Below are 21,141 nucleotides of genomic sequence, written 5' to 3'. Positions count from 1 at the left end.
ATCCAATGATCAACTGCTGGTTTGGTGACTGCGCCAAGTGCAAAGGTACAGAAGGTGATACCCAATTGAGCACCCGCTAGCATCAACGTCAGGTCATTCATACCTCTCAAAGCTGCGCGAGCTGAAGCGCTTTCCACAGCCATTTCTTCAAGACGGTGGCGACGTGCGCCCATTAACGAAAATTCAATGATTACAAAGAAGCCACTTAATATGATAAGGGCTGTTGTTATCAGGATTACAATTAACGGATCGGTCATCATTCTTTACCCTCAACTGAATTTTCTACAAGCTTCACACGCACCTCTGTTGGAACGTGCCGCTCCACACGTAATACTTTAACCTCAAGATGTCGTTTAAATAGCTCGCCAGAAGCAAATTCAGACGGGTCAACAGGTAACTCGATGATAACTTTTTCATCTTCAGTTGGTAGCGCACCACGTTTAGCAATCAAAAGCCCCGCGATCGTTTCTACATCATCTTTTGGTAAGTCGTAACCAATCGTACGCTCTACTTCGTCGATGTGAACGTCACCGTCCATTAGCCATACATTATCGCTTTCTGATACCACAGCTTCGCCGTCGTCAGCGTCGTGCTCATCGGTGATTTCGCCCACAATTTCCATCGCTAAATCTTCAACCGTCAATACGCCAGCAAAACCGCCGTATTCGTCGATAACGCAAGCTAATTGATTGGTAGATATCACAAGTTGTTCAAGTGCATCAGGCAATTTCATCAGCGTTGGTAGCACAGTAGCTGGGCGCATCACTGACTCCACAGTGTCATCTACATAGCCAGCATCGATGCGAGCAAGTACATCTGGTAGATGAACAACACCAACAGGCACATCATCGTCATTGACGACAGGATAGCGCGTGTGTGCTTGTGCCATCAGCGATAACAACTCTATCAGTGTAGTTTCAGGCTCAACCCAGTCCACTTGTGAACGAGGCACCATCGCGTGCTCAACATCTCGTTCAGGAAAATCTAGGATGCGATCCATCATCAACGATAGCTCGATAGGGATATCACCACTTTCACGAGAATTGGTAATAATATGGTGTAAGTCTTCCTCTGACGCACTTACATCAAGATCATGTACGGGCTCAATGCGGACCGCACGAAGTAGAAGATTCGCAGATTTATCAAAAAAGCTGATGAAAAATCCAAACGCCGCCATATAAATTAGCGTCGAACGGGACATCATAAGGGACATCGGCTCTGCATTGGCAATTGCGAGGTTTTTCGGATAAAGCTCACCGAAAATCATTTGAACGATCATTGCAACAACAAGAGTGGTAACAGTACCGATAGCAATACCTACTTCTAGCGACAGTCCGAAGTATTGCAGTATTACGCCCATAGATTTACCTAGAAGCGGCTCCGCAGTAAAGCCTAAAACTAGGCCAGTTACCGTAATACCAAGCTGAGCACCAGATAACATAAAGCTGGTACGTTTGGTGACGGCAAGCGCACGCTTGGCGGCTTCATCGCCAGTAGCAGCTAGGGTTGCTAGTTTTGCTCTATCCACTGCCATATACGCGAACTCTTGAGCAACAAAATAGCCATTTGCTGCAATAATTGCCAGCATGAATAGAATGCCGAATAGAAGGGTAAGAAAAGGCTCAATCATTGATGTGCTCTCCCTTGATGACAAGACGCCAAGAAGGTTTGACATAATCGACTAGAGTTGGGGTCCACAAAGTATTCCTATATTAATAACACAAAAAACAGTATATATTCGCGAGGATTAAATAGTCTAGTTGTATCGCCAATATCCAATTTGATTTAACAACCCTATACGATCAGTTTTACTAACACGAATATGTTTATATCTAATCTATGTGTGCCACCTGAAATTTAGTGACCACTACAAATAAGATCACACCATTTCTCATAAGCTTCCCTTTGTTGATCGAGATAATCGTAATCAAGATAATGGCTTTGAACGCCAACGTGAACTTTATGCCCTAACATGGTTTCACCGACGTGATACTGAATGCCCATCGACTCCCATATATTGCGTGCTGTTCTTCGCATATCGTGATTCGTTGTTCGAGGGAAACCTAGCTCTTCCATCTTTACCGCTAGTTTGGCTCCAAAGTCCACAGGAATACTCTCTGCCATAGGCCTATCTTCCTGAGCAACGACGGGAGGAAACATAATTTCAAACTCGGGCCATATTTCAAACTGTCTTTTTATGATTGTCGCGGCAAGCCTTGGTATTGCTCTGCGGATCTCCCGCCCATCCTTCTTCCTTGTCTTATTGTTCTCCTTCGGCACTGTCCAAACCATCCTATCCAAGTCAAAGTCTTGCTTCTTAGCTAAACGCAGCTCATTCGAACGGTTGGCAAATATCATCATCAGCCGCAAAAAGTTTTTATTACTCTCATGTACAGGTAGCGTTGATATTGCCTTCCAAATAACAGGCACCGACTCAGCATCCTGCCTCCCCCTTTTGACATCCGTGGGTTGGCCAACATCTTGCTTTTTCAATTCAGAAATGACGTTATGCTGCACTAAACCATGACGTACCGCGTAGGATATAACCTGTTTTAAACGTGACATAAGGTTAGCCGAATGCTTAGGGCCAACTCTTCGTTTCGCCTTTTGAAATACTGGCATGAAGTCCGATAGATCCAACTGCTTAACTGGATAAGCCCCAAGATAAGGAGAGATATCCACCTCAAACATCTTTTTAAGGCTGGGCCATCGCTTTATGTTCTCTTTGGCATGGTATTCAACCCAGTAATCAATGATCTCATCGAGAGTGATAGGTTTGCTTGTTTCCGGTGCCAATGATTTACGGGGATCTATTCCACTCGCTACGAGCTCTGCTTTCGCATCTCTTTCTCTTAATGCGTCTCGGATCTTCATCGCAGGGTATTCACCAAGCTTTAGCTTTATCGGCTTACCAAAAAAGCTTACTCGATAAATCCAAGTAATTTTACCTTTCGGACTGATCCGAACACCAACACCATCACGGTAGGTAATTTCTGGTTTGCCACTGTACGGTTTCCCGTAAACAGAGCGCAACCAAGTATCTGTAATTGTCACGATAGCTTGTACCAAATTTTCAGCGGGAATAAGATTTGGTACAAATTTGGTACAAAGCAAGGACGAATGCAAGCTAATTATGATGGCTTCATGTCGATCTAAAAAAATGGAAAATTAAAGAAAACTGGATTTAACTGTATGAAATAAAAGATAAAAAATGAAAGGATTCGAATCTTGGCTAGGAATTGAGAATGTAAAGGAAAGGGAGGCGTTGACATACACCAAGCAACACGTGTTCAGTACGTTAAAAGTAAACATCGATGGTCACTCGGTAACACGAATACCGGATCATCAACGTTGGACGATTGTACCTAGGTCACATCCTTAATGTAAAGGATGAATGCGAAACCAAATAAATAAGCCCGTAGCATTCCACCACGGGCTTAATATCAGTAGTAATTAAGCTTCGCTAGGGCGACGGCTTGAAGTACTTGGGCGATCACCGCGATAGCTGCTACGGCCATCCGCGCCGCGGTTGCGGTCAAAACGGCGCTCACCTTCACGAGGAGGACGAGAATCACTGCGTGCTGGACGTGGTGCGCCATCACGAGCGCCACGGTAACCACCACCATCACGATTACCTTCTGGACGACGACCACGTGACTCACGGAAGTCATCAAAATCACACACGACTGCACCCACCTCTTTCTGACGAATACGTAGCTTACGCAATTTACCCGTCACATCGCTAGACATGCTTTTTGGTAACTGAACAAACGTATGGCCTTGGGCTAATTTAATCGCACCGATAGAACCTTTGGTTAGACCAAGTTCATTAGCTAATGCGCCAACGATATCTTTAACTTGTACACCTTGATCACGGCCAACTTGTAATTGGTAAGTATCCCAATCAACATTACGCACGTTATCACGGCTACCAAATTCACGACGACCATCACGGCTGTCTGTACGGCCATCACCCGACTCACGGCGATCACGACGACGAGACTTATCACGCTCAATCGCAGCCAACATTGGGTCTTCACCAGTATAAAACAGTGGACGTTTACCCTGTTGACGTTTAAGTAAAATAGCCGCTAGCGTCGTTGCATCAACCTCTAATGATGCTTGCAATTTCTCAACCAATTCAGCAAACTTTTCTAGTGCTGCATGATCTTTGTCTGCTTCTAACTCAAGACCTAGCTGAGTTAAGCGCGATTCAGCCACTTTATCACGATGAGGTAGCTGGATCTCTTCCATTGAAGTGCGAGTTACTCGTTCAATGGTACGTAGCATACGAATTTGGTTGGTGCGAACCAACAAAATCGCTTTACCCTTACGTCCAGCACGACCAGTACGGCCAATACGGTGGATGTAAGATTCAACATCGAATGGAATATCATAGTTGAATACGTGATTAATACGTGGCACATCAAGACCACGAGCCACAACATCCGTTGCGACTAAAATATCAATCACACCTTGTTTGATATGATCAACGGTACGCTCACGCAACGATTGAGGAATATCACCATGCAAAGCTGCGGCTTTAAAGCCACGCGCAATTAACCAATCGGCTAGACGCTCGGTATCTTGACGGGTGCGAACAAACACGATAGAAGCGTCAGTTTCTTCAGTTTCAAGTAGACGAGCCATGGCTTCGTCTTTCTCTACACCTTTAACAACCCAATATTGCTGCTCAACTTTTGCCACAGTTTGGTTTGAACCCGCCACGTCAACACGTGCAGGATCACGTAAAAAGCGGTCAACAATGTCTTTAACAATCGGGGGCATAGTCGCAGAAAATAATACGCGCTGCGCTGTTTCTGGCGATTGCTCCATGATCCATGTGACGTCATCGACGAAGCCCATTTTCAACATTTCATCAGCTTCATCTAAAACGAAAGTGTGACACTCGTCCAAATGTAGACGTTCACGAGTGATCAAGTCTTTAACACGACCAGGCGTACCAACAATGATATGTGCGCCAGATTTTAAAGCGCGCATTTGATCGACGATGGAGGCGCCACCGTAAATCTCTAATACTTTTAATCCCTTGATATTTTTACCGAGGGTTTTAATTTCCGCGGCAACTTGAATCGCTAACTCACGAGTTGGTGCCATAACAATTGCTTGTGGCTTGTACTGAGTGAGGTCTAGCTTATTCAGAAGCGGTAAAGAGAATGCGGCCGTTTTACCGGTACCGGTTTGCGCTTTACCTAATGCATCACGACCTGCTAATAAAAGAGGTATCGCGGCAGATTGAATTGGGGTTGGAGTAACAAAGCCCATTTCGTTTAGGGCAGAAAGGAGTGTGCTGTTTAGTGCTAAATCACTAAATTGAATAACGGTTTCTTGCATGTGGATCCCACTAAAAGAATAAATAACTAAGGTCCCACGTGCTATACCATTTCCAACCAATCCTAAAAGAAGAGCTGATTCCGTTCAGATGCGGATGAGTCTCAAAAAGCATCAAGCCACTAGGGACATCTAAGGGAGGCGGATTATTCACTAAAAGCATAAAAAAAGCCAGAAAAAATTGAATTTCATCACATATTTTTTCTTAAAGACGACAAAAAACACAATCTGTATGAACTTAACGCACCCTTTGAAGAAACTTTACTCACCACCTCCTACTTCTTGTCAAAATGACAAGGGGGCTTTATCTCATCAATCTAGCTTGCCATCTGCACTGATTCTTTAAACCAACAAGATAATCATCAATATATAAGCTAAAAAAACAAAACGGATTTTTCCTACACCCACTGTTTCTTTAACTGATATCTAATCATTCATGCTTACCGAATAATGGGCAGGACTTAGCGAAATGGTTGGTCTAATTCCGCATAAAGCAGTGGCAACCTATTATTGAACAGCGTTTTTTAACATGTTCGCTGATAAATAAAGAAATAAGAATAAGTCGTTATTATTTTTAAGGATAAGTAATGAAAAAAAATCTGGTCTCTCTTTCCATCATCGCTGCACTCACAATGACAGCCGTGAGCGTTAATGCTGAAACACATTCTGATTCTGCGATCGATCAATCAGGCTGGTGGATCGGTGCTGCGTCTGGCGTGACAACTGCAGATGGAAAATCCATCACTGGTCACAGAGATAAAGCCGTTAGCTCCAAACTTGAATTAGGATACGATGTCAACCAATACTGGGGGGTTTACACCGGTTATGATTATGTTCATCGTTTAGGTGTTGATAAGCTACATATCGGATCTTTGGGGGTCAAAGGTCAATATGAGCTTATGGATAACCTCTCTGTATTTGGTAAATTAGGCGCATCCTATATCTATTCTGATATCAGCTCATCCAATATAAAAACAGACACGTTTACTGGTTCAGCAGGCATTGGCCTTGAGTATCAATTGACTAACGCGATTTCAACAAAAGTGGGTTACGACTACTATGATCGCGTACAGGTTAAAGAAGGCCGGAATCCACACCTACACCAGATTTACTGGGGGATGGCGTATAAATTTGGTCAACCAGCAACACCAAGAGTCGTAACTGAGCAAATTGAAGTGATTCAAGAACGTGTCATTGAAGTTCCTGTTCAGGTTGAAGTTGCTAAAGCGGCTCGTACTGATTTCCTACTGCCTTTTGCTTTAGGTAAATCTACGCTTGAAGATCTCTCTTACTTCTATCTCAATGAAGTCGTCGATGTGATGCGAACTAACCCAGCGTTGGTTGCCCATCTAGTCGGTCGTACAGATAGCACTGGTTCTGATGCGATCAATAACAAGATTTCAGCGCAACGTGCTCAAGCGGTTTCTCAATACCTTCAATCTCAAGGCATTGATGCAAAAAGAATTAACGTATCAGTGGTCGCAGATTCTCGTCCTTTAACTCAAGGCAGTGCTGATATCGAACGTTCAGTACAAATCATTCTTAAATAGACCTTATGCCCTCTCCTCGGAGAGGGCATTATCCGCACTACTCCATCCTATGGTTGAATATCGTCCAACTCTTAATTCGTCACTTTTCTAGACTGTAAGCTACCCAACTCAAGCAAAAGAGCACGCTATACTTTTATCTTATTGCCAAGTACCATGTAGACCATGGCAGATTGACAAAACTTCCCCACGAATAAACCACCTATTTAACATTCACAGAATCGCTTTTAGGCAGTGACAGGGAACCCAATCGCACTTTAAGAATTAAAGGGTTACAATTAAACATGTTTCAAGACAATCCACTTCTTGCTCAACTCAAACAACAAATTCAAGAAAACCTACCCAAAAAAGAAGGTCAGATTAAATCGACCGAAAAAGGCTTTGGCTTTCTTGAAATAGATAGCAAAAACAGTGTCTTTATCCCACCACCCTATATGAAAAAATGCCTACACGGTGATAAAGTCATGGCAATCATTCGCACCGAAAATGAGCGTGAAGTTGCTGAACCACAAGAATTGTTAGAGCCGTCATTAACGCGTTTTATTGGCCGTATAAAAATTCATAAAGGTAAAATAAACGTTATCCCTGATCATCCGCAACTGAAGAAACTCCCCCTGCGAGCCAAAACCCAAAAAGGCATTAATCCACAAGAAATGCAGGAAGGTGATTGGGTCGTCGCGAAGTTAATCGGTCATCCACTCAAAGGCGATACCGGTTTTTTGGTTGAAATCACTCAAAAAATTACCGATGCTGAGGATAAAATTGCCCCATGGTGGGTTACCTTAGCAGAAAATGATTTACCCAACTGTGAACCTCCCGGTTTGGAGCATTGGTCACTGAACGATGATTCTGCTTTGCAGCGTATCGATTTAACCCATGTACCGTTTGTAACTATCGATGGCAAATCAACCAAAGACATGGACGATGCGTTATACGCGATTCAGCGCCAAGATGGCGGATTTGATGTCACGATAGCGATAGCCGATCCCACTGCGTATATAACCGCTAATGACAGTATGGATAACGTCGCACGCGAGCGTGGATTTACTATCTATCTTCCTGGGCGCAATATTCCTATGTTACCGCGGGAATTAGCGGATAATCTTTGCTCACTGATCGAAAATGAAACTCGCCCGGCTCTGTGCTGTACCTTAACGGTCGATAAAGACGGCGTGATTAATAGTGAGAGTATTCGTTTTTTTGCAGCTTATATCCGATCACAAGCACGTCTTATCTATGATGAAGTATCAGACTGGTTAGAAACCGGTGAATCTCAATGGCAACCAAGTTCTGAAATTGCGCAAGTTGTCCGGGATCTGTATGCCTTTTCTCAAGCTCGTGCCCAATGGCGTGAAACTCATGCGGTGGTATTCCCAGAAAGGCCAGATTATCGCTTTGAACTCAGCGAAGATAATGATGTTATTGCTATTCACGCCGATAAGCGTCGTAGCGCGAATCGCCTCGTTGAAGAAGCGATGATCACCGCCAATATTTGCGCAGGTAAAATACTACAATCGTCTTTTTCAACGGGCGTATTTAACACTCATGCCGGGTTTAAAAACGATAAAATTACCGATGTTATTGCGCTTATCAAAGAACACGGCGCTGAGTTTGATGAAGCTTCACTGACCAGTCTAGAAGGATTTTCTGCCTTACGACGCTGGTTGGCCAGCCAACCGACCGCTTATCTGGATAATCGCCTACGTAAATGGCAAAGCTACAGTGAAATTGGCAATCAGCCTTTGCCTCATTTCGCAATGGGGCTGGATATCTATGCGACATGGACATCACCGATCCGTAAGTATGGTGATATGGTGAACCATCGTCTGTTAAAAGCCCATATTCTCGGTAAAGATCCCGAACAATGGCCTGATGAACAATTGGGTGAAGAGCTAGCCATTCACCGTAAGCATCATAAAATAGCCGAGAGAAATGTTGCCGACTGGCTCTATACACGCACTCTTGCCGAAGAGCCGAGCAAACAGACCCGCTTTACTGCTGAAATTTTTGATATTAACCGAGCGGGTATGCGAGTTCGCTTACTCGAAAATGGCGCAAGTGCTTTCATTCCGGCCACACTCATTGTCGACAATAAAGAGCGAATCGTCTGCCATAGTGAGCAAGGCGTCTTAGCGATTGATGATCAGCCTACCTATCGACTCGCTGATACATTAGAAGTCGTCTTAACCGAGGTTAATCAAGACAATCGGAGTATTGTTGCGAAACCAACCCAAACCTTTGCTAAGCTAGCAACGCTGACCGATGACACAGGCGCCGAATCAGTCTAAAAACTAAATCGGTATAAAAACTAAGGGGAAGCATCGGCTTCCCCTTTTTATCACTGTCATACAGGTAGAATTAAAAGTGCAGTTGAATGACCGAAACCACCACGCATGCTGGGCGACGTACGCCTTCTATTTCTACTTTGATTTCGCGTTCAATCTCTAAACCTTTTTTCACTGGCGTCACTTTGAGTAAAGTACTGACAGCGCGAAGACGATTCCCTGCTTTGACTGGATAAGGGAATCGCACTGAATTCAAACCAATATTGACGACCATTTTCGCGGTCGGAAAAAGCGGTTGATTGGCATCAACGCTATCGGTCAGTTTTGGTAACAGAGATAAGGTTAAAAAACCATGGGCAATAGTGGTTTTAAATGGAGACTCTACAGCGGCTCGCTCTGGATCGGTATGAATCCACTGCTGATCCTCGGTAACGTCAGCAAATTGATTAATGCGCTGTTGATCGACGGCTAACCACTGCCCAGTGTGGATAACTTCACCTAACTTATCCGTCAATTCATGATAAAGCGCCTGTGCTTCTGGTTTTAAAACGATTTCAGCGGGCAACTGAGTATCTTCATTCGCTGGCTGATGAAACTCTTTCACCCACGAAAAAAGCTGACGACTGTTCGCTCTATCTAAAAAACCATCCCAGTACTCACGTACCACTGGCGACATCCATTGCTTAAATTCCGTAGTCTTGACTAAATTTTCAGCACGATGCTTTAAAAGATCGCTCACTTTCATCAGAACCTCATTCCTAACAAAGAAACACTGCTAATTCGTTAATTTTGAGACACTTCACACTAATCCGCAAACACTTTCGAGCGCACACCTGTATGCTATAGCCTGTTTATTATTAATAAACAAACACTTATCAATAAAACATTATTTTATTATCAACCTTAGCCTAGAGTAAATACTTCATCTTGATCCCCATTAACCTATTCGCGTAGATAATGTTTTCAAAAATGTAGGCTCTATCTCTTTTATCCCTTCCGATAACCAAAAACCGTTTCCTTCAGTGACCGCAAATAAAAGGTTTTTCCGCAGTGCTTCTCTGTTTTTCAGTTTGTTATTTTGAAAATGAAACTGTTGTATCTTCTCATACAACAGATCCGCTAACTGTTTCGTTTGCTCATTCGTCAACGTTACTCGACATAAGCCAAGCTGAGGAATATGGCAGTTAGTGAAAACATCCTGCTTTAACTTACTCGTAAACAGTTGATCCAGTTTTGAACCTTCATGAAATGAGTAGTAAGGAGGCGTCAGATAATTGATCCCCGAGTTGTGCGGCTTAATCTCAATCAGCCCCATTATCTCTAATGCCCGCAAATAAACATAGACACTTTGATCGGAAAGCTGGTTTTCCTGTTTGACCTGTTCAACGGGTTTGCCCTTTACTCGAATTTCGTTAAAGAAGTCATAAAGAAACGGATATTCAAAGAAAAGCTCATCTCGCTTTTCGCCACTTAAATCCAAAGTATCAGTATGAATTTCACCCGCTAAGCGAACCAACTCTTCAAGGTTAGTATCCAGTATTGAAGCGTATTCAAGCAGTTTATCGAGACTGATTGATTGACTATGAAAATGGCGTTTCAGTGTTGATACCGGAACATTAATTCTCTCCGACAACTCGCTATAAGTGACATTTTTCTCTTTTAATTTTTGGCGTAATGCTTGCAGTAATAAATTGGCGCAGAAACTCATACAACATCCTTGCTTATGTGGTGCGACATTGGCACCTGCTTATTCTTATCGGCTGATCCGACCTGTCGGCAGTTAAGCACAATAGCTTATTTATATTCTGCGGTTCAATAGCTCAATAGATGAAACTTTACGGTATCAATAAATAACACCCCACAAATCACTCCCAAAAATAGATTGCTTGAATTAAGTCAGTTGAGTTACAAGCATGTTAAACAAATATAACAGTCACATGAATCGGTATCACTAAGGAATGGTTTAGCTCACATTGATGAGTAACAACTGGTGAAATACACATGATGAACTGCCACACAACACACATTGCAACATGGAAGTTAATACATGCAAATCTACTCTTCACCACTGATAGTGATGCTATCGTCATTGCTGATGGTCAGTCATCAAGCCGTTGCCAACACTCAACCTTTTGTTTACCCACAAGAGTCAGAATCGGAATCTGAGCAAAGCGCTGATTTTGTACCCAGCTATGCAGCCAGTTTAACTTTTGGCTATGATTCAAATATTTACAACAAAAATGATTACCGCTCAGAACGTAAGCTATGGTGGAACAGTACACTCAGCCATACCTTTGCTCCTCATTATTCAGTTTCACTTTCAACTGGCGCTTACCGTCCATTACAGCAAGAGCGCGGTGATTTTTTTACTGACACGGCTCTCGCTTTACATCGACAGTCTCAATTTACTTTTGGTGAAACGGGACGTATTGGCTGGCAAGCTCAATTCACCCTGCCAACATCAGAGTTTTCACGCAAAGACAAACTGACGACCGCCTTAAGGTTATCAACCCCTATCCAATGGCAAGCGGTCAATATAGATTGGCAATTTACACCTCGCTTACGCAAAAATTTCCACCGCTATGAAACCATGGGCGAGCGTTCGCTAACCGAATGGATTTACGGCTTTCACTTTCTTGGCAGTTACCAGTGGCGCGATTTTACTCTTAGCAGTTCAGTGCTGGGAGGCAATACCATTAGCTACGCTGGTACGCGACGTAATTCATTCGATTACGCAGGCGATGTCAATCTCAGTTACCGCGTAAACCAACATGTGGCCTTTAATGTCGGAGCCTCAAACTCCGGTGTTTATTACGATGCCGCACAGGGTACCTTAGGGAACATCGATCTTTTTGATGCAGATAGAGTGATTTACTCCGCCAGTATCAGTTTGAACTATTAACAAACACCACTCGATTTATAACAAACTATCACACATTCATTGCTTTCATCGGCATAACCCATCATGGGTCATTATTATCCGTTCAATAATGACTCATTGTCTGTGCTTGATGAATCGGTTGATGTGTACGAGTAAATAAACACAACAAACATAGGTAGCAATACGATGAGAAGACTCTTGTTAGCATCGTCGATTACCGCCATTTTGGCGGGATGCGGCGCAGATAAACAATCTTATGATACGCTTCCCCGTGATATCAAAGAAATCGCGGTAAAAGATCTTAAAACAGAAGGTCGCTGGTTTTACGTTCCGACCACTGGTGCCGCTCCGCGCTTTGCGATTAATCAGTTTCCTTTTTTACAAGGCATGGGCCGCTATGCAGAAGTCTGTTTTAGTGAGCGTGGTTTAGAAGTTCGCAACTACGATAGCAACTATCCTGATGCGACTCTCCCCAAAGATGCTAATGGCTATTGTATACCACAACCAAGCAACGCCGTTGGCAGTGATAAACAAACGAATTTCTCACACATTTTAACCATACCGGGGGATTTCGCCGCTTATCGTTGTCAAGAAGATCGCTATGGTGATTGTGTTAATAAAGAAGAAGCAAACAAAGACGCCAACCTCCCTTTTCGTGCTAACACACATTTTACCCCTAAGCCTGAAGATCTATTGATTGCAGAGCTGAACTGGGAAGACTTTTATGGCATTCGTGAAGGTATTTCTGAGATAGGCAAAGCAGAACTGATTTCTTGGAAGTTTGATCCTAAAGCTGGCGTACTCAATTTTGAAATTGAGCGTACATTCAAAATTGATGAAGATAAGCGTAGCTCGTACATCAAATGGGAAAACCGCGCAGGGCTGCGTGATGCCATTCAAGACGGAGCGTTTAAATCGCGTTTTCATTACTCTTTAGTTCATGAAAGCCAATTAGCTTCCGCGGATTATCAGCCCATTCCGTATCCTGTAAAAGATGAAAATGACATCGGTTTTTTTACCACGTCATCGAAAGTTCTGGATCCCGTCACCAACCGCTATGATAGAACGGTGACCTATCTCAACCGTTTCAATCCTAACCAACCGATTGAATACTATTTAAGTGATAGTTTCTTTGAGCCAAAAAACAAACTGTTCTTGGACTCAACATTAGAAACCATCGATCTTATGAATCGTACCCTTAAGATCATTGAACCTGATTCAGGAAAACCACCCATCACGATTGTGAATCACAACCAACCGATGAATATTCATCCCGGTGATCTTCGCTACAATGTAATTAACCTTATCGATGAGCCGTTGGCTAATGGTCTACTTGGTTATGGTCCATCCGTCAGTCATCCTTTAACTGGTGAGATTTTAAAAGCTCATGTTAACCAATACTCAGGAGTTGCTCGGGCTGGAGTGCCTTTCTATTGGGATAATTTGGTGCGATTTTACAATCGTGGCCAAATTGAACGCAGCCTATCGGATAGTGAATCGATAACCACGGCTCACGCACAAAGCACGCAAGCCCTATCTCAAGATATTGCCGCTCGCTTAGCGCAGCAGAATGTATTGCGATTAATGGAACAAGTTGAGCGCGTGGATACTACCCAGTTTCAGGTACCGTTATTAGGCGCTGATCATGCCCTAAATCAAAGACCGTCTGCTCGCCTCCCTGAATCAATCTTTCGCAAGTTTGATGATGACATGAGCCTAGAGGAGCTACTGCATGCCGAAGAACGCCGTTTAGCCACTTGGTCTGAAAACAATATTTATCCCGTCGAAGCCACTTGGGTTTCCTCAACCTCTAAAACTCTATTGGATAACTTGCCGTTAACCGATGCAGGTTTTTTTGACACCATCACTAACGCACAAGGGGAACAAGTTAAACAGTTAAAACGCTGGTCTGCTCTCCCTAGTGAATTGAAACAACAAGCGGCAGATGCGATTACGGTTGCAACTTATGCCTCAACGCTGGTTCATGAGTTAGGGCATAACCTTGGGTTGCGTCATAACTTTAAAGGCTCGAATGACAAGGCGAACTTCTATACTCAACAAGAAGCGAAAGCCATTGGTCTCAATAATATTCCCGCTTATAGTTCAATCATGGATTACGCACCAAGCATGCTCGATCAACTGCCAACTTGGGGTAAATATGATCTTGCCGCCCTTAAGTTTGCCTACGGTCGTAAAATTGACATCACAGCGCCAGCAAATTCAGTGCATGCTCAGTCTGATGCAGAGAATCCCTTTATTTTGAGTGCGAGAAATCCAAATAACCCAAGTTTACTCGATTGCCAACCCCGTGGTCAGCTCAACGATGGACAAGTACGGTATAGTTGTGACTTATCGACGTTTGATGCGATTGCTTATAATGCTCATCAATCGCCTTATCGCAACGCCCTGTATGAGCAAGTGCGCTATGGCGCAATAAACTATCTCGCTCAAATTAAACAACAGCATAATTTGTCAGAGTTAGCGCAGATCAATTATCAGTTCTGTACTGATGGTAATGTCTCTCTCAATAGCGATTGTAACCGCTTTGATGAAGGAACAAATTTAACCGAAATCGTCACCTATTCATGGCAACGTCATTTAGACAGCTATGATGCTCGTAATATTGGCATTCATGGTATTTCTGGTTTATTCAATAGTGATTACCCAAGCTACGTTTTACGTCGCTTTAGAGAAATGAATGAAATTCGTGATATCTTAGAAGACCATGAGCGCATCGATTATCTTTATCGTTCACGAGGTATCGCTCCTGCTGGTGCCAAACCTGGGGATTTTCTCAGCAGCTTAACCAGTAATCCCGAGTACTGTCGTGGTCAAGATACGGATTTTTGGTTCTGCGATTTAGGTAATGCGTCAAAGCTCGCGGCACAGTTCTTTTTAGACGTCTTAGCGACTCCAGAACATCAATGTGTTTTACAAAACGGTAATCAATATCGAGTTGAATCACTAGGGCATATGCTCAATGGCTACTCATTCAAGATACCTGCCACTTACAATATTGGTGATGCATCTTGCTTTGACTCGGTAAGCTCTGAAATCATTAACGATTTTGCTCGTGGATTTACACCCGTAGCAGAAACGGTGAATGGTCGATTCATTAACTCCGTCAAAGGCTTTGACCCCGATTTTCCATGGTCAAATGCAGTCTCTGTGTTAGGGATCTGGCCTGATAAATTGCTCGCCAGTAATTTACTTGCCCGTCGCTATTCACTACGCCAAACCGATGAAGTGAGCTATGCTAACTTGCTCGATCTACCTGGTGTCAAAGCACAATTTGATAATATTATGGCCAACCTCATCGCTAAAGAAGCGCTCAATACTCCGCTTGCTTTGCGCGATAAAGACGGCAATGCTTACACACTCCCTATCAATAGTGGGGTCACCGTCAATCTGCATAAAACCGAATTATTGGAATCTTTACCACCATTACCTGATGGAATCATGGATGACTTCAATATTTCCAAGAATTCACGAAATAACTTAGCCAGCTTGATCTTACAACAAGCCGTTGAGCAGATGCAGTCGAATGATTTTGAAGTGCGCAGTCGTGGTATCGCCCAATACGACAGCTGGACTAAACAGCAAGATCGTTCCGGCACTATCGCTGGTGAAACCATACCGTTTGATCTCTATGGCCAACGTTATGTCGCCAGCAAAGCCAACACCATGGCTTATCAATACGCCAGTGCTCTACAGGCAAACGAGGGTTATCAGTTAACCACCAAACTGCAAAACTATTCTAATGCCGAGTTACGCGAAAAAACCACGCAAATTGAAACCGCTTGGAATGGTATCTTGGAAACGATTATCCCCGCCTTTCATAGCCCGATCAAAGCACTTAACCCTGAGTTAATACAACGCTTTGTGGATCTTAAGATAGATGAAGGCGATGATGAAGTTGAAAGGTTTATTGCTTTTATCAATGCATTAGCGATGGAAGATAACACACCTCTGCTTAAGAAAGAGAATCGCTATCAAAACCGTGATAATCCGTTAACGTTTAGCCTCCCAGAGCTCTATAACATCTTCTGGCGCAGTCGTGCCCTGTTTGCATCCGATTTTCAAGAGCAGTACTTCACTGCCGTTGACAATGTCGCTCAAGGCTATGCCAATGAATCAGTGGATCAACAGTTTTTCTGGACAGCCGATCTCTCGTTAATTAACGCTTACGCCAATGGTGAATTTGAGCGAGTTGCCGGCCAGTATTATCAGATTCTTGATAGTTTACCGATTTCAAATCGCTAATAGATAACCCATGATTTCTGATAACGAATTGTATTGATCCTCGTGATCAGAAAAACACTTTCCCAGCTCACTTTTTGAGCTGGGACTTATTAAATCTAGACACAGATTCAATCATTCTCTTGGCATTAATGCCTTTTATTGAATGAAAGAAACAAATATGCAACATTACCCATTGATAATTACACATGGAGCCGTGATGATGAAAAAAACACTCTTAGCGGTCGCTTTAAGCAGCAGTTTGCTTAGTGCGACAAGCATTGCCAATGATCTTTCATTGGGCATTACTCAATTCCCAAGTAACTTACATCCTGTGATTGATTCAATGACAGCCAACTCGCTGATTATGGGGACCGCCTTTCGTGATATGGTCGCTTATAACCATGATTGGCAAAGTTTCTGTATGTTATGTACAGAAACCCCTTCTTTGGATAATGGACGTGCGGGAAAATACACCAGAGAAGATGGCACACTCGGTATCAAACTCACTGTTGAGCTCAAAGATGATTTATATTGGGGAGATGGTACCCCCATCACCACCAAAGATGTGCTCCTGTCTCATGCCGTTCTGACCGATCCTAATGTCAAAGGCATTCCCGGTTTAGAAAGCAACCGAATCATGGAGAAAGTGGTGGCTTTGGATGACAAGACCTTCGAGGTCTATCTTAATAAAGCGCACTTTAAGTACCGTGATTATGTTCCGTCTGTGCTCCCTGCTCATCTAGAAGAAGCGATCTATCGCGAAGATCCTACAACGTATGATCGTCGAACGCTGTACGTTACCCAGCCCACGCATCCTGGTTTATACAATGGCCCTTTTCGCATCACGCAAATTTCACAAGGTAGCTTCATCACCTTAGAGCGTAACTCGCACTGGAAAGGTCAAGCGCCAGATTTTAATCGCCTGATCTTTAAAGTCGTCGAAAACACGGCAGCGCTTGAAGCACATTTGTTATCAGGTTCTGTCGACTACGTTCCGGGTGAGCTGGGCTTTTCAATTGAACAAGCCTTACAATTTGAGAAGCGTCACGCGAATCGCTTTACGGTCGAATACGCGCCAGGACTACTCTACGAACATCTTGATACTCAAATGGATAATCCGCATCTCGCCATTCGTGAAGTACGTCAAGCGCTGATGTACGGCATGAACCGAGAAGAGCTGGTCAATCGTCTATTTGAAGGACGTCAACCCGTTGCTCACAGTAACGTTCATCCACTCGATGTCACTTTTTTTGATGGAGTACATCAATACCAATACGATCCGGTTAAAGCTCGTCAATTGCTTGAAAAAGCGGGCTACACACTGCGTAACAATGTCATGGTTGATAAAGAAGGTCGTCCACTCCAGTTAGAATTAATGACCACCGCCGGTAACCGCTCTCGTGAATTGGTCCAGCAAGTTTTGCAATCACAATGGCGACAAATTGGCGTACGCGTACAAATTAATAACCAACCCGCTCGCGTCTTTTTTGGTGAAACGCTTAATCAACGTAAACATCAAGCACTCGCGATGTTTGCTTGGGCGTCAGCACCAGAAAGCCCGCCATTAACTACGCTTCATTCAGCGCAGATCCCATCGGCACAAAATAGTTGGGCTGGACAAAACTACATCGGTTATAGCAACCCTGATATGGATGCGTTACTCGAAAAAATTGAAGTGGAGCTCGATGATGAGGCTCGACATCAACTGTTCCACAAAATGCAGTCACTTTACGCTGAAGACTTACCCGCGTTACCTCTTTACTTCCGCTCTGATAGTTATGTGATGCCAAAGTGGCTAAAAGGCGTGCGCCCAACGGGTCATAAATACCCCTCTACCTTGTGGGTAGAAGAATGGCGTAAAGATGGGGCATAAACCAATGAGCGAAGTATTATTAGATGTAAACCAATTACGGGTGACCTTCCATGGTCACCCAGCCGTGCATGATATTAGTTATCGTATCCATGCTGGTGAGATTGTCGGAATTGTCGGTGAGTCTGGCTGTGGCAAAAGCCTAGCGTCTTTAACCCTAATGGGGCTGCAACCATCGATTATGCAAGCCTCTGGTTCGGTCACGTTTGCCGGACAAAATATCCTGACCAATACCGCCGAGCAGTGGCAAAAACTACGCGGTGAAGGCATCGCGATGATCTTTCAAGAGCCAATGACCGCCTTAAATCCGGTGGTCACGGTTGGCGATCAAATTGCAGAAATGTTTCTTCTTCATCAAGGAGACAACAAAGCACAAGCGCGACAAAAAGCGATTGAAATGCTGGAACAAGTGCATATCCCCGATCCACTGCGTCGCGCCAAAGCTTATCCACATGAGCTGTCTGGTGGCATGCGCCAGCGGGTGATGATAGCCATGGCGCTGGCGTGTCGGCCTAAACTGATCATTGCCGATGAGCCAACTACCGCCCTCGATGTTACCGTACAAGCACAGGTTTTAGACCTGCTTGAAGAGCTGCGAGAAACCACCGGCACCGCCATTCAATTTATTAGTCACAATTTAGGTGTCGTCTCACAACTTGCCGATCGCGTCGTCGTGATGTACGCCGGTCGGGTGGTAGAAGAAGGAACCTCTGATCAATTGTTTAGCGATCCACAGCATCCTTATACCCAAGGGTTACTCGCTACCCTACCGCGAATTGGCCACCGCCAAGCTCGTTTACCCGCAATTGCTGGGAGTGTGCCTCCACTTGGGCAACGCAGTCTCGGCTGCCCATTTGTCGATCGTTGTCAGCAAGCGAAACCGCTCTGCCACCAGCAGATGCCAGCCACACTCCCCCTTTCAAACTCGCACAGCGTTGCGTGCCATCAAGTGGAGTTTGCCCATGCTAGTTAAACTCGATAATGTCAGCCAAGCGTATCCAATTGGCGACAGTGATTTTTTTGGACGCCATCAGCAATATCTTCACGCGGTGGATGATATTTCACTGCAGATTAGCAGAGGCGAAACCTTAGCGATTGTCGGCGAGTCTGGCTGTGGCAAATCCACCTTAGGCCGAATGGTCTCACTGCTTGAAAAACCAAGTAAAGGCGAGGTATACATCACAGGGCAACCGACCGCTAACTTAAGCAAAAAAGCCATGAAAGCGCTGCGTAAGCAACTTGGGCTGGTCTTTCAAGACCCTTATTCGGCGCTTAACCCTCGTATGACCGTCTCACAACTGGTCTCTGAGCCATTAGAAGTCTATGGTATGGGTAATCGTGAGCAGCAACGCGCTAAAGTATTAGAGGCATTATACTCGGTTGGCTTAAGTGAAGATGCACTCAACCGTTATCCTCATGAGTTTTCGGGCGGGCAACGTCAACGGATCTGTATCGCACGCGCATTAGTCTTGGATCCGGAGCTGATCATTGCTGATGAGCCATTATCCGCGCTGGATGTCTCGGTACAAAGCCAAGTGCTCAACTTATTTGTTGAGTTAAAAGAAACTCGCCAACTGTCGTTCTTTTTTATCAGCCATGATATGGCGGTCGTCGATCATCTGGCGGATACCGTTGTGGTGATGTATTTAGGGCGTATTGTCGAACAAGCGCCGCGCGAAGCTTTCTTTTCTGCCCCTGCTCATCCTTACAGCCAAGCTCTACTTGCTGCCGTACCCGAGGTCGCTCTGGGACGCAGACGTAAAGGCTTAGCGCTACAGGGGGATGTACCGAGTCCAATTAACCCTCCATCCGGATGCACCTTTCATCCGCGTTGTGCTTTTGCTGATGAGCTATGCCGTCAGAAAAAACCCGCGATGCAAACGCTCGCCCACGCCAAACATCAAGTCGCTTGTCACTATCCGCAATTAGTGACCCATTCTGATGCGGTAAAAAATGATGCTCATATTGCTGTTATGGAGGTTTCATGAAAACCTATTTAGCTCATCGTTTTATTCAAAGCCTATTGGTTTTGCTGTTTGTCTCCTTTGTTTCTTACAGTCTTATTGGCCTGATGCCGGGCGACCCGATTGATTTGATGTTTGAATCCGATCCGACCATGACACCTGCCGATGTGGCAAGGATGAAAGCGTTATACGGATTGGATCAACCGCTCATCACTCGTTACTGGCACTGGCTAACTTCCGCTTTGCAAGGAGATTTCGGTTATTCAAGGCTCTATTCGCAACCAGCGATCGATGTCTTGATCCCAGCGGTAATCAATACCTTAAAATTAGTCGGCTTCGCGACTTTCTTCTCTTTGGCGATTGCTATCCCCGTCGGTATTATTGCCGCGTTAAAACACCGTAGCTGGGCCGATTATTTGATTAGCTTTGCTGCGTTTGTCGGCTTTTCTACCCCTGCATTTTGGCTAGCCTTAATGCTTATTTTACTCTTTTCTGTCACCTTGGGCTGGTTTCCGGCTGGCGGAACGGGACAAGCTGAAGGGGGCGGTTTTTGGTTAACCGCTAAACATATGGTACTACCGACGATCACGTTAACCGTGTTAAACGTTGCGAGCCACTCACGTTACGTGCGTGGCACCATGCTGGAAGTGATGCGCCAAGATTATATTCGTACCGCTAAAGCTAAAGGGGCGGATAATAAACGGGTGGTGATTCATCATGCCCTACGTAATGCGATGATCCCACTCGTCACTATCGTTGCCCTTGATATTGGCTTTATGCTCTCAGGAGCGTTAATTACCGAAACGATTTTTGCTTGGCCGGGGATGGGCAAACTGATTTTTGATGCCATTATGGGGAATGATTACAATCTGGCGTTGCTCGGTTTAATGGTGATTACCTTTACCGCATTGTTGGGTAACTTAGTGGCCGATTTACTGTACGCAAAATTGGATCCGCGTATTTCTCTAAGCCGAGGAGCGACATCATGAGTCAAGGAACA

General features: G+C 44.3%; 14 protein-coding genes. 8 read left to right on the top strand and 6 right to left on the bottom strand.

The genetic code is table 11. From position 1 onward, the window contains the following. The 4 genes from CAG58_RS15955 to CAG58_RS15940 all read right to left on the bottom strand — a co-directional run. Window positions 1-257: CNNM domain-containing protein (locus CAG58_RS15955; RefSeq protein WP_161439754.1), on the bottom strand; the 257-nt coding region annotated here is incomplete at its 3' end. Continuing rightward, on the bottom strand, window positions 257-1,630 hold the full coding sequence (locus tag CAG58_RS15950; RefSeq protein ID WP_161439753.1) for a hemolysin family protein: 1,374 nt from the start codon (window positions 1,628-1,630) through the stop codon (window positions 257-259). The genes CAG58_RS15955 and CAG58_RS15950, both read right to left, overlap by 1 nt. A gap of 227 nt (window positions 1,631-1,857) precedes the next feature. Then, complete coding sequence (locus CAG58_RS15945; protein WP_161429750.1) at window positions 1,858-3,054, bottom strand: integrase arm-type DNA-binding domain-containing protein; 1,197 nt, start codon at window positions 3,052-3,054, stop codon at window positions 1,858-1,860. Between the two features lie 399 nt (window positions 3,055-3,453). Then, complete coding sequence (locus CAG58_RS15940; RefSeq protein WP_004397151.1) at window positions 3,454-5,355, bottom strand: DEAD/DEAH box helicase; 1,902 nt, start codon at window positions 5,353-5,355, stop codon at window positions 3,454-3,456. 584 nt (window positions 5,356-5,939) lie between these two features. On the opposite strand from CAG58_RS15940, the gene CAG58_RS15935 reads away from it, so the two are divergent. Further along, entirely contained in the window at window positions 5,940-6,902 is a 963-nt protein-coding gene (locus tag CAG58_RS15935; RefSeq protein WP_161425978.1) for an OmpA family protein, read from the top strand. A gap of 281 nt (window positions 6,903-7,183) precedes the next feature. After that, on the top strand, window positions 7,184-9,187 hold the full coding sequence (gene rnb / locus CAG58_RS15930; protein ID WP_161425979.1) for an exoribonuclease II: 2,004 nt from the start codon (window positions 7,184-7,186) through the stop codon (window positions 9,185-9,187). A gap of 70 nt (window positions 9,188-9,257) precedes the next feature. Here rnb and CAG58_RS15925 read toward each other — a convergent pair whose 3' ends face one another. Continuing rightward, window positions 9,258-9,929, bottom strand: coding sequence for a MaoC family dehydratase (locus CAG58_RS15925; protein WP_154170954.1), 672 nt, complete (start codon window positions 9,927-9,929; stop codon window positions 9,258-9,260). Window positions 9,930-10,121: 192 nt separating this feature from the next. Next, window positions 10,122-10,892 carry a helix-turn-helix domain-containing protein gene (locus CAG58_RS15920; RefSeq protein WP_158137037.1) on the bottom strand — a complete coding sequence of 257 codons (771 nt, stop codon included), beginning with the start codon at window positions 10,890-10,892 and terminating at the stop codon, window positions 10,122-10,124. A 339-nt stretch (window positions 10,893-11,231) separates the two neighbouring features. Between CAG58_RS15920 and CAG58_RS15915 the strand changes: the two genes are divergently transcribed. The 6 genes from CAG58_RS15915 (at window position 11,232) to CAG58_RS15890 (ending at window position 21,130) form a co-directional block, all read left to right on the top strand. Continuing rightward, window positions 11,232-12,086 carry a hypothetical protein gene (locus CAG58_RS15915; protein ID WP_161425980.1) on the top strand — a complete coding sequence of 285 codons (855 nt, stop codon included), beginning with the start codon at window positions 11,232-11,234 and terminating at the stop codon, window positions 12,084-12,086. A 165-nt stretch (window positions 12,087-12,251) separates the two neighbouring features. Then, window positions 12,252-16,328, top strand: coding sequence for a zinc-dependent metalloprotease (locus tag CAG58_RS15910; protein ID WP_161425981.1), 4,077 nt, complete (start codon window positions 12,252-12,254; stop codon window positions 16,326-16,328). 199 nt (window positions 16,329-16,527) lie between these two features. Continuing rightward, window positions 16,528-18,180, top strand: coding sequence for a peptide ABC transporter substrate-binding protein (locus CAG58_RS15905; protein ID WP_161425982.1), 1,653 nt, complete (start codon window positions 16,528-16,530; stop codon window positions 18,178-18,180). Between the two features lie 4 nt (window positions 18,181-18,184). Then, a complete protein-coding gene (locus CAG58_RS15900) occupies window positions 18,185-19,150 on the top strand; it encodes an ABC transporter ATP-binding protein (RefSeq protein ID WP_161425983.1) in 966 nt (321 codons plus the stop codon). Then, window positions 19,140-20,165, top strand: coding sequence for an ABC transporter ATP-binding protein (locus CAG58_RS15895; RefSeq protein ID WP_161425984.1), 1,026 nt, complete (start codon window positions 19,140-19,142; stop codon window positions 20,163-20,165). The genes CAG58_RS15900 and CAG58_RS15895 overlap by 11 nt, the downstream gene beginning before the upstream one ends. Then, window positions 20,162-21,130 (top strand): ABC transporter permease, encoded by a 969-nt coding sequence (locus tag CAG58_RS15890; RefSeq protein ID WP_072670638.1) that lies wholly within the window; start codon window positions 20,162-20,164, stop codon window positions 21,128-21,130. The genes CAG58_RS15895 and CAG58_RS15890 overlap by 4 nt, the downstream gene beginning before the upstream one ends. Window positions 21,131-21,141: the final 11 nt, after the last annotated feature.

Origin of the sequence: Vibrio sp. V31_P5A7T61 (genome assembly GCF_009904895.1) — a bacterium.
GTDB lineage: Bacteria > Pseudomonadota > Gammaproteobacteria > Enterobacterales > Vibrionaceae > Vibrio > Vibrio metschnikovii.
This window is presented reverse-complemented; position numbering and strand designations above follow the sequence as displayed.

What these genes read in the sequence shown, in the direction of transcription:
- CAG58_RS15950 (WP_161439753.1), bottom strand. Translation starts at nt 1,630, where the DNA reads ATGATTGAGCCTTTTCTTACCCTTCTATTCGGCATTCTATTCATGCTG.
- CAG58_RS15940 (WP_004397151.1), bottom strand. Translation starts at nt 5,355, where the DNA reads ATGCAAGAAACCGTTATTCAATTTAGTGATTTAGCACTAAACAGCACA.
- CAG58_RS15935 (WP_161425978.1), top strand. Translation starts at nt 5,940, where the DNA reads ATGAAAAAAAATCTGGTCTCTCTTTCCATCATCGCTGCACTCACAATG.
- rnb (WP_161425979.1), top strand. Translation starts at nt 7,184, where the DNA reads ATGTTTCAAGACAATCCACTTCTTGCTCAACTCAAACAACAAATTCAA.
- CAG58_RS15925 (WP_154170954.1), bottom strand. Translation starts at nt 9,929, where the DNA reads ATGAAAGTGAGCGATCTTTTAAAGCATCGTGCTGAAAATTTAGTCAAG.
- CAG58_RS15920 (WP_158137037.1), bottom strand. Translation starts at nt 10,892, where the DNA reads ATGAGTTTCTGCGCCAATTTATTACTGCAAGCATTACGCCAAAAATTA.
- CAG58_RS15915 (WP_161425980.1), top strand. Translation starts at nt 11,232, where the DNA reads ATGCAAATCTACTCTTCACCACTGATAGTGATGCTATCGTCATTGCTG.
- CAG58_RS15910 (WP_161425981.1), top strand. Translation starts at nt 12,252, where the DNA reads ATGAGAAGACTCTTGTTAGCATCGTCGATTACCGCCATTTTGGCGGGA.
- CAG58_RS15905 (WP_161425982.1), top strand. Translation starts at nt 16,528, where the DNA reads ATGAAAAAAACACTCTTAGCGGTCGCTTTAAGCAGCAGTTTGCTTAGT.
- CAG58_RS15900 (WP_161425983.1), top strand. Translation starts at nt 18,185, where the DNA reads ATGAGCGAAGTATTATTAGATGTAAACCAATTACGGGTGACCTTCCAT.
- CAG58_RS15895 (WP_161425984.1), top strand. Translation starts at nt 19,140, where the DNA reads ATGCTAGTTAAACTCGATAATGTCAGCCAAGCGTATCCAATTGGCGAC.
- CAG58_RS15890 (WP_072670638.1), top strand. Translation starts at nt 20,162, where the DNA reads ATGAAAACCTATTTAGCTCATCGTTTTATTCAAAGCCTATTGGTTTTG.